Origin of the sequence: Streptococcus oralis, from assembly GCF_004127215.1 — a bacterium.
GTDB classification, from domain to species: Bacteria; Bacillota; Bacilli; order Lactobacillales; family Streptococcaceae; genus Streptococcus; species Streptococcus oralis_BD.
The window spans coordinates 85,776-99,587 of sequence record NZ_QEWJ01000004.1; the positions used below are offsets into that span (position 1 = coordinate 85,776).

Sequence of the window (13,812 nt, forward strand, 5' to 3'; positions counted from 1 at the left end):
CCTAAAAGCTGCATTTGCTTCTAAGGGCAGGACAATTTTTTATTTGCTTGGTAGTCTAGAAAAGACGGAACAGACTGTCCGTCTATCACCTCTGCAAACAAAGTAAGGTAAAATGAAAAAGACCTAGTTCTGAGCAAGTCAAAACTAAATCTTTTCAGTTTTCCTACAGTTTTTAGATTGTCGTGAAAATCATCTGCCTATATTGTAGTTGATTTAGCAGACAATACTTCTCTCTATTTCCAAATCAGATACTAGACGAAATTTCAGGAGCTTGATAACAGACCGCAAGACCGTTCGGTAAAATAGAAAGACCCTCGTCTGTTTCTTGACAATGACTGGCTAGCACTACAGAATCACGACCTACAAGATAGTTTTCAGTTGATTGGTTAAAAATGGCTTGGACCTTTTGACCATCATAATTCCATTCTAGAACTAGCACATCCGGCTTGATTTCTTCTAGAATATATTTTCCATGCTGGATAATATCTGAAACATCCTTGCGAAGCTGAATCAATTTCTTCATAAAATCGAGCATCTCATTGCTGTCGGAAACGCGTTCCCAAGGCATCACACGACGACAATCTGGATCCGGCCCTCCGTCTAATTCTAACTCGGTTCCATAGTAGAAACACGGTGTTCCCCTTTGTAAAAAGAGGCAGGCTAGGGCAGATTTGACCAATTGGATGTTTCCTTTTGCTGTTGTCAAAATGCGCTCCGTATCGTGCGAATCCAGAAGATTGAACATCACTTCCGAAATCTGCTGTCTATAATACATAGACTGACCATTGATCTCATCGATAAATTGACTGGTCTTCTTGACCCCACGTAAGAAATAATCCTTGATACTGTCAGAGAGAGGATAGTTCATGACCGCGTGGAACTCATCACCATTTAGCCAAGGCTGAGACGTGTGCCAGACTTCTCCAAGAATATAAAGGTCAGGCTTTTTAGCCAAGACAGCCTTGCGGAAATCTCTCCAAAATTGGTGGTCCACCTCATTTGCCACATCCAAGCGCCAAGCATCGATATCAAATTCTTCAATCCAGTAGGTCGCAACGCTCAACAAATAGTCCCTCACTTGAGGATTGGCTGTATTTAGCTTGGGCATATAGCTCTCAAAGGCAAAGGTATGGTAAGGGAACTTTCTTGGATTTGTAAGCTTATCCTTTGTCACCGGGAACTCTTGAACATGGAACCAGTCTTTATAAACAGAATTTTCACCATGTTTGAGAACATCCTGCCACTGTGGAGACTGGTCTCCTATATGGTTAAAAACAGCGTCCAGCATGATTTTCATCCCTCTCTGATGAGCTTCTGTCACCAGTTGACGGAAGGTCTCCTTGTCTCCAAAATGACGGTCAATTTCGAAATAATCTGTTGTATTGTACTTGTGATTGCTTGGAGATTCAAAAATCGGACAGAGATAAAGACCTGTAATCCCTAAGTCTTGCAAGTAATCCAGATGGTCAATAATACCTTGTAAATCACCACCAAAGAAATCGCTAGTTTTTGGTTTAATAGACGAATCCCAAGCTAGCGCCCCTTTGGGAGAAATCTCAGGATTGCCATTGGCAAAACGTTCTGGGAAAATCTGATACCATACCGTCTCAGCTACCCAGTCAGGAACATGGCAAGCATCAATCTCATGGATATAAGGAACTTTAAAGCCGTTTCCTTCGTAATGAAGGTTTTCTAGCGTATTTTCAACACATCCCTTATCGCCATATAAGATTGTCTGACCTTGCTTATCCTTGAGTTCAAAAAGATACTGGAGTCGTGCATAGCCGACCGTAATCTCCACTTGCCAGTAATCAAACAAAGCATCGGAGGTGACTTTGACCATTTCCTTGATTGCTTCATAATGATCCTCTATAAAGATAAAAGGATCTCCATAATGTAAGTTGATGCTTTCAATATCATCTTTCTTGGTTCGGATACGAATGTGCATTGTATTGTCTTTATAAAGATATGCATACTCCGACTCTGGTCTGTGGTAAATGGCTGTTAATTCCATTGTTTTGTCTCCTAAATTGTCTCTTATCATTTCAATTCTATGCAAACGATTCCATAGCTTAATCCTAGTATACTACTTTACAACTACCTTTGCAAGCGCTTCTCTTTCTAGAAAATTCTCCTTCTTTTAGCACATTCCCCCTTCTTTAGAGCACCTGAAACAGACTACTTCAAATGGAATCTTCCTGATAAATCGTTACGATGTTCAGAATCAGATTCACTTCACTAAGTACCAGCAGTTTTCGAACTACATGATTTTTTAAGCATATTAAAAGATTCCTGTCTCACCTTTACTAGAAACAGGAATCTTATTTTATTTATACAAGATGATTCTGCAAAATAGCCCCACTCTTAATATTTCCCCAACTCACGGAGGCTAGTATGATTTTCCTGAATGCGTCGGAACATCTTTTCCATATCCGACTTGGTGAAATGCACCAAAACAGGACGTCCGTGGGGGCAGTTATAAGGATTGTCACATTGAGAAAGCTGATAAAGGAGCTGTCTGGCTGAGTGGTCATCGATACGGTGATTGGCCTTGATAGACCGCTTGCAGGACATCATGATAGCCAGCTCCGCTCGGTATTTCTTGATAGAAACTTCCTTGGTCAAGAGCAGCATGTCACACATTTCATAGATGCCAGACTCGATTTCTTCCTCTGCCATCCAAATAGGATGTTCACGCAGGATAAATTGGTGTTCCCCGTACTCTGCTAAAAAGACGCCCACTTCCTCCAAAAGAGGCATTCTTTCTCTAAGGCGAAGGGCATCATCCGCAGGAAATTCAAAGATGTAGGGCACTAGGAGTTGTTGTTGACTTTGGTCAACATTGCCAATGCTTTCACGGTATTCCTCGTACTTGACCCTTTCCTGAGCCGCATGCTGGTCTATGATGTAGAGCCCATCTCTACCTTGGGCAAAGAGATAGGTCCCGTGCATTTGTCCGAAAAATTCCAACTCTGGAAAGCTTGACGATTCTTCTCGCTCCAGCTTGTCATAAGCCTTATCGAGACTGGCAAGGTCTAGCTCTGGATGGTCTAGTTGATCATAGTTAGCTGGCTTTCTCTCTGCAAAATGGAGTTTGCCCGGCTTTGTCAGTTGCTCCAAGGTTTCCTTGGCAAACAGGGTTAAATCCTGCCCATCCTCAGTTAATTCAACCTGATGATCAGCTACCTCAGCTTGACTGGGTCTTGTTACCTCTGTTTTTTCATAGTAAAGCGTACTTTCTTTGAGTGGAAGAATGGTCTGCTCTACCTTTTGACGATTACGCACGGTCGATTTGGCAAGATTTTCCAAGGCATCAGGTATCAAAGTCTGTTCCTTAAGACTCTTTGCGATAGCTTCTGATACAAGTGCCATCAGTTCTTTTTCCTTGGAAATCCGCACCTCTTGCTTGGTTGGATGCACATTGACATCCGCCAGATAAGGATCGATATGGATGTGAATGACAGCCAGTGGAAAACGTCCTACCATGAGCTTACTGCCATAGCCGTCAAGAATTGCACGGTTGAGCAGGAAGTTTTTGATATAACGGCCATTGATAAAGATACTGATGTAGTTGCGGTTGGCACGAGTTAACTCAGGCAAAGACACAAAACCTGAAATTTCAAAGTCCAGATCCGAGTTCTCAATGGCTATCATCTTCTTGGCACTCGCCAAACCATAGATCCCAGCAATAGCTTGGCGCAGCTGACCAGTTCCTGCTGTCCGTGTCATTTCCTTGCCATCACTGATTAAACTAAAAGAAATCTCAGGATGGGCCAAGCCCAGACGGTTGACAATATCAATGATATGGGACAACTCCGCCTGCTGGCTCTTCATATACTTGAGGCGAGCAGGCGTATTGAAAAAGAGGTCCTCTACACAAACCTTGGTCCCCACGGGACTAGTCGCTGGGATGATTTCCTCAACTTGACCTCCACGCGCGACTAACTTGGTCCCATGACTCGCACCATCCACCGCCGTCAACAGAGTTAAGACACTGACAGAAGCAATAGAGGGCAGGGCTTCACCACGAAAACCAAGCGTCCGAATCCGAAAGAGATCTGCTTGATTTTTTATCTTACTGGTCGCATGGCGACGCAGGGCCAACTCCACCTCATCGTGGGCAATTCCATGACCATTATCTGTGATTTGGATCTTCTTAAGACCTGCTTCCTCAATCTCGATGATAATCTGGCTAGAACCAGCGTCAATGGCGTTTTCTACCAACTCTTTCACCACACTGGCAGGACGTTCAATAACCTCTCCAGCCGCGATCTGGTTTGCTAGCACCTCTGGCAATTCAATAATATGAGACATCTTTCAGCCCCTTTCTGTATCTATTTTCCTAGAAATTGATTATATTATACCATATTTCAGATGCTACCAGAAAAAGCAAATACCACATAGACTCCAAATCTCTCCACATAGGCAAAAGCTCTTGCCATGGGTCGTAAAATAGTGTTTAATAAAGGTGTACAGGAAGTGATCACAACCTTGTATAACTGAAAAGGAGGGAAATTTATGAAAGTAGAACTACAGATTAAGGAGACTTACGAGGAGGAAAAGCTGATTGTCCAAACTCCTCAGCCGACCGAAAAAGTCCAGAAAGTCATCGAGTTCGCAGAAAATCTTGACCAAAAAGAAACAATCAAAGGAAAGATTGATGATCAGGTCTATCTAGTTGAAATTGGCAAGATTCAGCGCTTCTATATAGAGAATCGAAAGGTTCTAGCAGAAACTGCCAGTCAGACCTACAGCATTGATTTACGACTCTATCAGGTTCTTGAAATTCTGCCGACCACTTTTATCCAAATTTCCCAATCAGAAATCGTCAATATCGATTCCATCTCTCATCTCAAGCTCACGCCCAACGGTCTGGTTGAAATTTTCTTAAAAAACGAAAGCTTCACCTACTCTTCACGCCGTTACCTAAAAACCATCAAGGAGAAATTAGAACTATGAAAAAACAAATCTTTCACGACGCAGCTGCTGGCGTCCTCATCGGCCTCATCCTCTCTATCATCTTTTCACTCATTTATGCACCAAGTACCTACGCCCCACTGAGTCCCGACTCTCTCATCGGCCAAGCGATGGCTCAACATCAGGTTCACGGTGCCCTAGTCTTGCTCTACTGCACGATTATCTGGTCAGCTATCGGCGTTCTCTTTAGCTTTGGCAGCCGCTTATTCAGCCGTGATTGGAGCATGCTTCGTGCGACTCTTACTCATTTCTTCCTTATGCTGGCTGGCTTTGTTCCACTAGCAACTCTGGCTGGTTGGTTCCCCTTCCACTGGACCTTCTATCTCCAGCTCATTCCAGAGTTTGCGATTGTCTACCTCATCATCTGGGCTATTCTCTATAAAAGAGAAGCTAAAAAAGTAGACCACATCAATCAACTTTTGGCCCATAAAAAGTAATAGACGATGAATGAAACCATATCCTTCACAATAAATCATTACGAGCCTCAAAATGAAATTTTTGAGGCTCGTTTGCTTACTCTATACTAACTGGGGCACTTAAAAAGTGACTTTTTCTGCATAATCATTTAATCAAAACAGACACACAATCATAGCCTTTCCCAATCATACTTGAAAGCGCTACACAAATATTTGTTTTTTATAAAAATAGGAGTACAATAAATTAGTATAATAAAATAAAAAGCACCGAATCGGTGCTCACTTTTTTAAGTTGTGTACGGACAAAGCCTTATTTTAACTTTGCTGTGTTGTTTCGAATGGTTCAAACTTACATAAAAAGCTACTCAAAAAATGAGTAGCTTTTTAACTATTCTAACCCTATACATAGCTCATTCCTTTGTAGAAAAGGAAAACGGCCAATACAATAAAAAGTACAGTGGCTCCGATTCGCTGGCTGGTACTATACATCCTTCTCTCCCATTTGACTGGAAAGATGACTGCTAGAAAGGCCCCACCTACCGCACCACCAATATGGCCTGCTAGGCTGATTCCTGGAATCAGAACACTTCCAATGATATTTATCACGAAAAGTGTCAGGTAGGATTGCCCCAACTGCTGGATATAGAGGTTGCGAGTTGCGTAGCGCAAAATGATAATCGCAGCAAATAATCCATAGAGAGAAGTGGAGGCACCTGCTGCTAGGACTTTCGGTGTGAAAGCAAAAACAAAGAGATTCCCCATCATTCCTGATAAGAGATAGAGAAAGAAGAACTGCTTAGAACCAAAAATCTCCTCCACCTGTCGTCCAAGAAAGTAAAGTGAAATCATATTAACAATGAAATGTTCCCAACCTATATGCACAAATATAGCTGAAAAAAGGCGCCATATCTGCTCTGGGAACAGGCGAATGATCGGTCCATACATAGCTCCAAACTGAAACAGAGTTTTTGTCTGATCAAAGTTGATACCCGTAGTAATCAACATCAAGAGAAATACCAAAGCTGTCATTAGGAGAAAAAGACTAGTAACAGGGTAACGTTTATCAAAGATTTCCTTCATAGATTAGCACCTCCTGGACGGGAATATCGTGGTCTTCCGAGTTAAATTCTTGAACTTGACAAGGATAGATTGTGCTCAGGCTATGCCCAGCAAAATTCTCCAAATAACGGTCATAGTAGCCCCCACCATATCCGATCCGATAACCCTCTGTTGTAAAAGCCAAGCCCGGAACATGAATCAAATCAATCTGAGAGGTATCCACCACTTCCAAGTTCCCTTGGGGCTCCAGTAGACCAAAGGAAGTTTTTACCAACTGCTGCGGATCGTAAACCACAAACTCCATACGCCCCTTGGGATAGGTTTTAGGTATCATAACCTTCTTGCCATCTCTTAGTGCCTGGTCAATCAGTCCCTGCGTTTGAAACTCATGCGGAAAAGAGAGGTAGGTTGCGATGACCTTGGCTTCTTGGTAAAAAGGATGGTGCAAAAGTCGATCGGTTAAAGCTCGATCCATAGTATTTTTTTGCTTCTGAGGAATGGCCTTCATTTCTTGCAAGACTTGCTTACGTAATTCCGATTTCATAGACAATACCTCTACTCTGCTACTTTCTTTTTCAGGAAGCTAGAGACCGCATCCACTCCAATAGCTAAGGCTTCTTCCTTGGGGCTCATCTGAGGGTGATGAAGAGCATAGGGACTATCAATACCCAGCCAAAACATAACCCCATCCACCTTTGAAAGGAGATAGCCAAAGTCCTCGCCAGTCATAGCAGGCTCGATATTAATCAACTCGATTCCCTCTTTTTCTTCAAAGAAGTCCATCAGCTCACGCGCCAAGGCTGGGTTGTTCTCAACAGGTAGGTAGCCTCCTTGCTTGAGTTCCACTTCGACTTCCATATCAAAGGCTACTGCAACCCCTTCTGCGACTGTCTTGACCCTCTTTTGTACTAGTAGACTCATATCCTGGGTCAAGGCGCGAATGGTTCCGTGCAAAAAGGCTGTATCTGTGATGACATTGTTGGTGGTTCCAGCTTGAAAAACACCAAAGGTCACTACTGCTCCCTCGATTGGATTGACATTGCGGCTGACCACTGACTGTACTTGGGTCACAAAGTAACTAGCAGCCACTAGAGCATCATTTGCCTCATGCGGGAAGGCTGCGTGCCCGCCTTTTCCTTTGAAACGGATCTTAACTTCGCAAGTCCCAGCAAAGAGTGTATGGGTGTTGGTCGCAATCTGGCCAACTTTCAAATCCGGGCGAACATGGAGTCCATAAAACTGGTCTGGTAGCCAGTCCCCAAAAGCACCATCTTCATACATAAGCATGCCACCAGCTTCATTTTCTTCAGCAGGCTGAAATAGGAAGAGTAGATTATTCTTGGGTTGCTCCTCAAGGGTGCGCTCAAGACAGCCCAAAGCAATGGTCATATGAAAATCATGTCCACAAGCATGCATACGACCTTGGTGTTGGGAAGAAAAAGGTAGTCCTGTTTGTTCAACGATAGGCAGGCCATCAATGTCTGTTCGCCAACCAATGGTACGCTCCGGCTGACTTCCCTGCAAATAAACCAAAATTCCTGTCCGCCACGTACGAACTTGAACAAAATCCTTGCCCGCAGCCAATTTCTCAATCACATCCAGCAAATATGCCTGAGTTTTGAATTCCTCCAAGCCAATCTCTGGAATCTGGTGCAAATCTCGTCGAGTCTGAATCAAATCTAACATCTATCTATCCTCCGATATAGCAGAAAGAGGCTGGAAAAAGGGTTCCGCCTCTTTTTTTTACTTTTATAATTACAAGGTACGAAGCGCATCCTCTAGCGCTGTTTTTTGTTGGGTTTGGGCATCAATTTCTTTGATGATACGAGCCGGAACACCTGCCACTACCACGTTTTCTGGAACATCTTGGGTAACGATAGCTCCTGCAGCGACAACTGAACCACTGCCGATTTGAACTCCTTCGATAACCACTGCATTGGCACCGATAAGAACATTATCTCCGACACGGACTGGTTCAGCGCTAGCTGGCTCAATCACACCCGCCAAAACTGCACCTGCACCAACGTGACTGTTTTTCCCAACGATAGCACGACCTCCAAGGATGGCACCCATGTCAATCATGGTTCCTGCACCGATTTCTGCTCCGATATTGATAACAGCTCCCATCATGATAACAGCATTGTCACCAATTTCAACCTGGTCACGGATAATAGCACCTGGCTCGATACGAGCATTGATAGCACGTTTATCTAACAAAGGAACTGCAGAATTACGAGCATCTTGCTCGACAACATAGTCTTGATTTTCTACTAAACCTTCAAGAAGCGGAGCCACGTCCTTCCAGTCTCCGAATAAAACATTTCCTAGTTTGACAACAGAGCTTGGCACAGCAGTTGCAAGTTCTCCCTCAAAAGTTACTTTGACACTGGTTTTCTTTTCCGCATTGGCGATAAATTGGATAATTTCTTGAGCGTTCATTTTTGTAGCAGTCATAGGTGCCTCCTGGTTCGTTATAATGATACCTATTCTACCAAAAAAGGCTTCAAATTTGAAGCCTCAACTATCAAATAATCATCTTTACCGGGCTTGTTTTGCTTCTTCTACAGATAAGAAAATCATCGGAACGATAATCAACACCATAGCCAAGGCCAAAAAACCATCCATGACCAATCCCAGAAAAAGAACACTTAATAAAGCTGAAGAGAGCGGTTCGCTAGCACTCACCACCGATACAACTAGCGGAGAAACGAGTGACACAGCCTTCATGGATAGGAAGAAGGCAAAAGCAGTTCCAAACACGGCAATCGTCAGACAAATCAGCACACTTACCAGATCCACTTGAAAACTTATCTGATAAATAGGGTAAAGGAAATTACTAAAGAGCCCTGCCAGAATCATCCCCCAACCAACAGTCGGAACAAATCCGTAGCGCCGTGCAAAACGCTGAGGAAGGATAACATTAAACATGACCCCTACTGCACTGAGCAAACCAGTCACTAGAGCCAAAGGTGTCATGGATAACTGGGACAAATCCCCTTTTGTAGCCATCAAAAAAACACCTAGCATGGCAATCAAAACATAGAACACAGCTGTAATCGAAGCTTTCTTCTGGTAAATAATTCGATTGTAAAACAGGATAAAAACAGGGCTGATAAATTGCAAAATGGTCGCCGTCGTCGCATTGGAATACTCAACGCAGAGATAAAAGAAAAATTGCACAGAAAAAATACCTAGAATAGCATAGGCTAAAAAGGGTAGATAATTTTTCTTATCACGCCAGATGTCCAATAATCGAGTGCGCAACTGAAAGGCTGATAGGCCTAAAACCAAACTCCCCGCCACTAGTAAACGCATAGAAGTAATCCATCCAGAAGACACTGGATAATGAGTGAAAAAATACTCCCCTAAAATCCCACAAATCCCCCAGATCAGGCCTGAGAGCAGCGAGTATAGTGTTCCCTTAACAATCTTTTTCTGATGATGATTCATATTCTTATTGTAACACGAAACCGACAAAGAAAAAAGTAGCACGAAACATAATATTAAATGAAACCTGCTACTTTTTATTCTATCGATTTGATTGATTTGAGCGAGTTGATGAACTTGTTCCAGAACGGCCACTTGAACCTGGAAGAGTTGGGCTAGGAAGACTCGGTAAACTTCCTAGAATGCTCTTCCAAGCATTTTGATAATCGGCATCGCTCCCTCCGATGGCAAAGCGGTAAGTGGTTACTGGCGCCCCTTCTTTAGTAGCCCAATAGCTCGTTACTGTAGAACCTGAAACGTTGACTTCTTTGCCATTGATTGTGACCTTGCCTGCTTTCTCCCCTGTCGATTTGAGGACTTGAGATTTTGTCACGCTTGGATCGAGATTGAAGCGCTCATTTCCCCATATTCCAGGTTCGACTTGCTGGATAGCATTAACCAAGTGAGCCATATAATTGGCGTTTCGATAATGACCAGCCCCCTTAGCTAGCGGTCGGTTGTCGTCGTGTCCTATCCAACCACCTAGAGTCAGTCGAGGTGTAGAAAGCATGAGCCACATATTTTCATCTTCATTGGTCGTACCAGTCTTTCCAATCCAGTCAGCACGAGCCAGACTTGGGTTGATAGAGGCCAAATCAGTCTGAAAGCTTGACGTAACTCGAGATGAAATGACATCACGAAGTAGACTTTGCATGATGGTCGCTGTCGCTTTTGAATAAACTTGAACAGGTTGACTTTTATATTCATAAATCACTTGACCCGTCGTCGATTCAATCTTGGAAATCATATGTTTCTTATGATAGACTCCATTATTAGCCAAGGTCTGATATCCGTTGGTATGCTGGGCAACTGTAACCTCAATCCCCCCACCCATCGGCAGACTTTCAATACCATATTCTGGGATTTCATAACCCATTTTTTCCATATAACCCTTGACATCAACACCCTTCTCTCGAAGTGTGCGATAAGTCCAGTAGGCTGGGATATTCCATGAATAATTGAGGGCCTCTCCCAAGGTCATCATCCCTGTGCCAGGACTATTGACATACATGATGGGATTGCCGTTTGAAAAGTTTGTCGGATAGTTTGATAAGATACTTGCGCTTCCCATCAAACCTTGGTCAATCGCGATACCATAGGCCAGTATAGGCTTAGTGGTTGAAGCTGGAGAACGCTTGGTATCAATAGCGTGATTGTTCTGATTTTCCTGATAATTACGGCCACCGACAAAGCCAAGAATAGCTCCCGTTTGGTTGTCCATAAGGACATTTCCTACCTCAGGCTGGCCTGTCGAATCATCTAGCAATCGACCATAATTTGCCACTGCATTTTGCATAGCTGTGTGAACTTTTTTATTGATGGTAGTAGTAATTTTATAACCACCATTTTCGATTTCCTTAGCTGCCAACTCACGATATGCTTTTTGGATGGATTCATTCTTTAACTCCTGAGCAGAGACATGATCTCTCTCAACTAGATAATCATACATCCGATCTGTGGCTTCTGATAGAGCTGCAAAATAAAGATAATCACGTGAAGCAGTACTCACACTACCTGATGGTAAGAAGTCTTTTCGTACATCATAAGACTTATACTGCTCATAGTCTTTCTGACTCAAGGCGCCTGTTCGATACATATTGTAGAGGACATCTTTCCCACGCTTTAAACCGAGGGCCATATCCTCATCACTCTTCAAACTTCCGTCAGATTCATAAGGGGAATAACTAATCGGGCTTTGCGGCAAGCCTGCGATAAAAGCCGCTTGAGGTACCGTCAAGTCCGAAGCATTAACACCAAAGATTCCTTCTGCAGCTTGCTGGGCACCTGCAATGTTTTGACCCTTATGATTGCGACCGAAAGGAGCAATATTCAGATAGGTTGTCAGAATTTCGTCCTTACTCATGACACGCTCCAAGGCAAGAGCATCTATGATTTCTGTCGCCTTACGAGCTAAGGTCGGAGCATCTCCAACCACCTGCTGTTTGATGACCTGTTGTGTTAAAGTTGAGCCACCACTGGATGAACCCAATCCCACAAGCGTTCCTAAAGTTGCACGAATAACAGCCTTTGGAACTACGCCCTTATGCTCAGTAAAATGCTCATCCTCCGTCGCAATGATGGCTTTTTTTAGATTATCAGATATAGCATCTGATGCTACTGAAGTGCGCAATAAATCACCCTCAATTGAAGCAATGGTGCTCCCATCAGCATAATAAATCTCCGAGATGGAAGTAATGTCTTTGACCCGATTAACCAACTCCGCTGATTGAGGGATAGAGACCTTATCAAATAAGGCGACACCGTAACCTATAGCTATTCCAGCCCCAAAAAATCCACCTATGACAGCCAAGACGAAAAGCGTATTAAAGGTCACTTTAAAGCCATTCAAAATCTTGGCAAGGATAGAGGCTACTCTAAATCCGCCTAAGACACTTGAATCTGCGGCTTTTTTTCTTGATTTGTTTTGGTTTATTACCGTTTTTGATTCATTGTTTCTTTTTTTCATGAATGTCCTCACTTTCTCTATTATACCATAAAAGGTAAACTTTCAATAAAATAGCCACTTTCTTCCCTATTCCACTAGGCTATTGCCCAAGTTTGTGATACAATAGGTAGAAACAATATTTTAAAAAGGAGAAAAGACATATGCACATTTTTGATGAGCTAAAAGAGCGTGGTTTGATTTTTCAAACGACTGATGAAGAAGCTTTGCGTAAAGCCCTAGAAGAAGGTCAAGTTTCTTATTATACCGGCTACGATCCAACTGCTGATAGCCTTCACCTCGGTCACCTTGTCGCAATCTTGACCAGTCGTCGTTTACAACTAGCAGGTCACAAACCTTATGCGCTCGTTGGCGGTGCTACAGGTCTCATCGGAGATCCGTCCTTCAAAGATGCTGAGCGTAGTCTCCAAACAAAAGACACGGTGGATGGCTGGGTCAAGTCTATCCAAGGACAACTTTCTCGCTTTCTTGACTTTGAAAACGGTGAAAATAAAGCTGTCATGGTCAACAACTACGACTGGTTTGGCAGCATCAGCTTCATTGACTTCCTCCGTGATGTCGGAAAATACTTCACCGTCAACTACATGATGAGCAAGGAGTCAGTGAAAAAACGAATTGAAACAGGGATTTCTTACACAGAGTTTGCCTACCAAATCATGCAAGGGTATGACTTCTATGTCCTTAACCAAGAGCACAATGTTACCCTTCAAATCGGTGGTTCTGACCAGTGGGGAAACATGACAGCTGGTACTGAATTGCTTCGTCGTAAGGCCGACAAGACAGGTCATGTTATCACAGTCCCTCTTATCACAGATGCGACTGGTAAGAAATTTGGTAAGTCAGAAGGAAACGCAGTCTGGCTCAACCCTGAAAAGACTTCTCCATACGAAATGTATCAATTCTGGATGAACGTCATGGACGCTGACGCTGTTCGCTTCTTAAAAATCTTTACCTTCTTGTCACTCGATGAGATTGAAGACATCCGCAAACAGTTTGAAGCAGCTCCACACGAACGCTTGGCACAAAAAGTCCTCGCTCGTGAAGTCGTGACACTTGTCCACGGAGAAGAAGCCTACAAAGAGGCTCTTAACATCACCGAGCAACTCTTTGCAGGAAATATCAAAAACCTTTCTGTCAAAGAACTCAAACAAGGACTTCGTGGAGTGCCAAACTACCAAGTCCAAGCAGATGAAAACCACAATATCGTAGAAATCCTCGTATCTTCTGGTGTAGTCAACTCAAAACGCCAAGCCCGTGAAGATGTTCAAAATGGAGCCATCTACGTCAACGGCGACCGCATCCAAGACCTTGACTATGTCTTAAGCGACGCAGACAAGCTCGAAAACGAACTGACTGTTATCCGTCGTGGGAAGAAAAAATACTTTGTATTGACTTACTAAATTGTTCAAT

At 43.2% G+C, this 13,812-nt stretch carries 11 protein-coding genes; 3 read left to right on the forward strand and 8 right to left on the reverse strand.

Annotated features, from left to right (window positions below):
- Positions 1-244: 244 nt before the first annotated feature.
- Both DF216_RS04620 and mutL read right to left on the reverse strand, forming a co-directional pair.
- Positions 245-2,014 (reverse strand): glycoside hydrolase family 13 protein, encoded by a 1,770-nt coding sequence (locus DF216_RS04620; protein ID WP_129326119.1) that lies wholly within the window; start codon positions 2,012-2,014, stop codon positions 245-247.
- A gap of 350 nt (positions 2,015-2,364) precedes the next feature.
- Positions 2,365-4,314: a DNA mismatch repair endonuclease MutL gene (gene mutL, locus DF216_RS04625; protein ID WP_129326120.1), complete on the reverse strand. Its 1,950-nt coding sequence runs from the start codon at positions 4,312-4,314 to the stop codon at positions 2,365-2,367.
- A 204-nt stretch (positions 4,315-4,518) separates the two neighbouring features.
- On the opposite strand from mutL, the gene DF216_RS04630 reads away from it, so the two are divergent.
- Positions 4,519-4,959, forward strand: coding sequence for a LytTR family DNA-binding domain-containing protein (locus DF216_RS04630; protein ID WP_129326121.1), 441 nt, complete (start codon positions 4,519-4,521; stop codon positions 4,957-4,959).
- The gene (locus DF216_RS04635; protein ID WP_129326122.1) at positions 4,956-5,414 is read left to right on the forward strand and encodes a DUF3021 domain-containing protein; all 459 of its coding nucleotides are present in this window, start codon (positions 4,956-4,958) and stop codon (positions 5,412-5,414) included. The genes DF216_RS04630 and DF216_RS04635 overlap by 4 nt, the downstream gene beginning before the upstream one ends.
- Positions 5,415-5,792: 378 nt before the next feature.
- Here the strand turns inward: DF216_RS04635 and DF216_RS04640 are convergent, their stop codons facing one another.
- From DF216_RS04640 to pbp1b, 6 genes are all read right to left on the reverse strand, one after another.
- The gene (locus DF216_RS04640; protein WP_129326123.1) at positions 5,793-6,473 is read right to left on the reverse strand and encodes a rhomboid family intramembrane serine protease; all 681 of its coding nucleotides are present in this window, start codon (positions 6,471-6,473) and stop codon (positions 5,793-5,795) included.
- Positions 6,457-6,996 carry a 5-formyltetrahydrofolate cyclo-ligase gene (locus tag DF216_RS04645; RefSeq protein ID WP_129326124.1) on the reverse strand — a complete coding sequence of 180 codons (540 nt, stop codon included), beginning with the start codon at positions 6,994-6,996 and terminating at the stop codon, positions 6,457-6,459. Before DF216_RS04645 ends, DF216_RS04640 begins: the two co-directional genes overlap by 17 nt.
- 11 nt (positions 6,997-7,007) lie before the next feature.
- Positions 7,008-8,138 carry an N-acetyldiaminopimelate deacetylase gene (locus DF216_RS04650; RefSeq protein WP_129326125.1) on the reverse strand — a complete coding sequence of 377 codons (1,131 nt, stop codon included), beginning with the start codon at positions 8,136-8,138 and terminating at the stop codon, positions 7,008-7,010.
- 69 nt (positions 8,139-8,207) lie between these two features.
- Positions 8,208-8,906: a 2,3,4,5-tetrahydropyridine-2,6-dicarboxylate N-acetyltransferase gene (dapD, locus tag DF216_RS04655; RefSeq protein WP_000127447.1), complete on the reverse strand. Its 699-nt coding sequence runs from the start codon at positions 8,904-8,906 to the stop codon at positions 8,208-8,210.
- Positions 8,907-8,990: 84 nt separating this feature from the next.
- Positions 8,991-9,902, reverse strand: coding sequence for a DMT family transporter (locus DF216_RS04660; RefSeq protein ID WP_129326126.1), 912 nt, complete (start codon positions 9,900-9,902; stop codon positions 8,991-8,993).
- A gap of 79 nt (positions 9,903-9,981) precedes the next feature.
- Positions 9,982-12,405, reverse strand: a complete 2,424-nt coding sequence (gene pbp1b / locus DF216_RS04665) for a penicillin-binding protein PBP1B (protein WP_129326127.1) — start codon at positions 12,403-12,405, stop codon at positions 9,982-9,984.
- A 140-nt stretch (positions 12,406-12,545) separates the two neighbouring features.
- On the opposite strand from pbp1b, the gene tyrS reads away from it, so the two are divergent.
- Positions 12,546-13,802 (forward strand): tyrosine--tRNA ligase, encoded by a 1,257-nt coding sequence (gene tyrS, locus DF216_RS04670; RefSeq protein WP_129326128.1) that lies wholly within the window; start codon positions 12,546-12,548, stop codon positions 13,800-13,802.
- Positions 13,803-13,812: the final 10 nt, after the last annotated feature.

Excerpts from the sequence above, each read along its gene's own strand:
- DF216_RS04620 (WP_129326119.1), bottom strand. The coding sequence starts at position 2,014 with ATGGAATTAACAGCCATTTACCACAGACCAGAGTCGGAGTATGCATAT.
- mutL (WP_129326120.1), bottom strand. The coding sequence starts at position 4,314 with ATGTCTCATATTATTGAATTGCCAGAGGTGCTAGCAAACCAGATCGCG.
- DF216_RS04630 (WP_129326121.1), top strand. The coding sequence starts at position 4,519 with ATGAAAGTAGAACTACAGATTAAGGAGACTTACGAGGAGGAAAAGCTG.
- DF216_RS04635 (WP_129326122.1), top strand. The coding sequence starts at position 4,956 with ATGAAAAAACAAATCTTTCACGACGCAGCTGCTGGCGTCCTCATCGGC.
- DF216_RS04640 (WP_129326123.1), bottom strand. The coding sequence starts at position 6,473 with ATGAAGGAAATCTTTGATAAACGTTACCCTGTTACTAGTCTTTTTCTC.
- DF216_RS04645 (WP_129326124.1), bottom strand. The coding sequence starts at position 6,996 with ATGAAATCGGAATTACGTAAGCAAGTCTTGCAAGAAATGAAGGCCATT.
- DF216_RS04650 (WP_129326125.1), bottom strand. The coding sequence starts at position 8,138 with ATGTTAGATTTGATTCAGACTCGACGAGATTTGCACCAGATTCCAGAG.
- dapD (WP_000127447.1), bottom strand. The coding sequence starts at position 8,906 with ATGACTGCTACAAAAATGAACGCTCAAGAAATTATCCAATTTATCGCC.
- DF216_RS04660 (WP_129326126.1), bottom strand. The coding sequence starts at position 9,902 with ATGAATCATCATCAGAAAAAGATTGTTAAGGGAACACTATACTCGCTG.
- pbp1b (WP_129326127.1), bottom strand. The coding sequence starts at position 12,405 with ATGAAAAAAAGAAACAATGAATCAAAAACGGTAATAAACCAAAACAAA.
- tyrS (WP_129326128.1), top strand. The coding sequence starts at position 12,546 with ATGCACATTTTTGATGAGCTAAAAGAGCGTGGTTTGATTTTTCAAACG.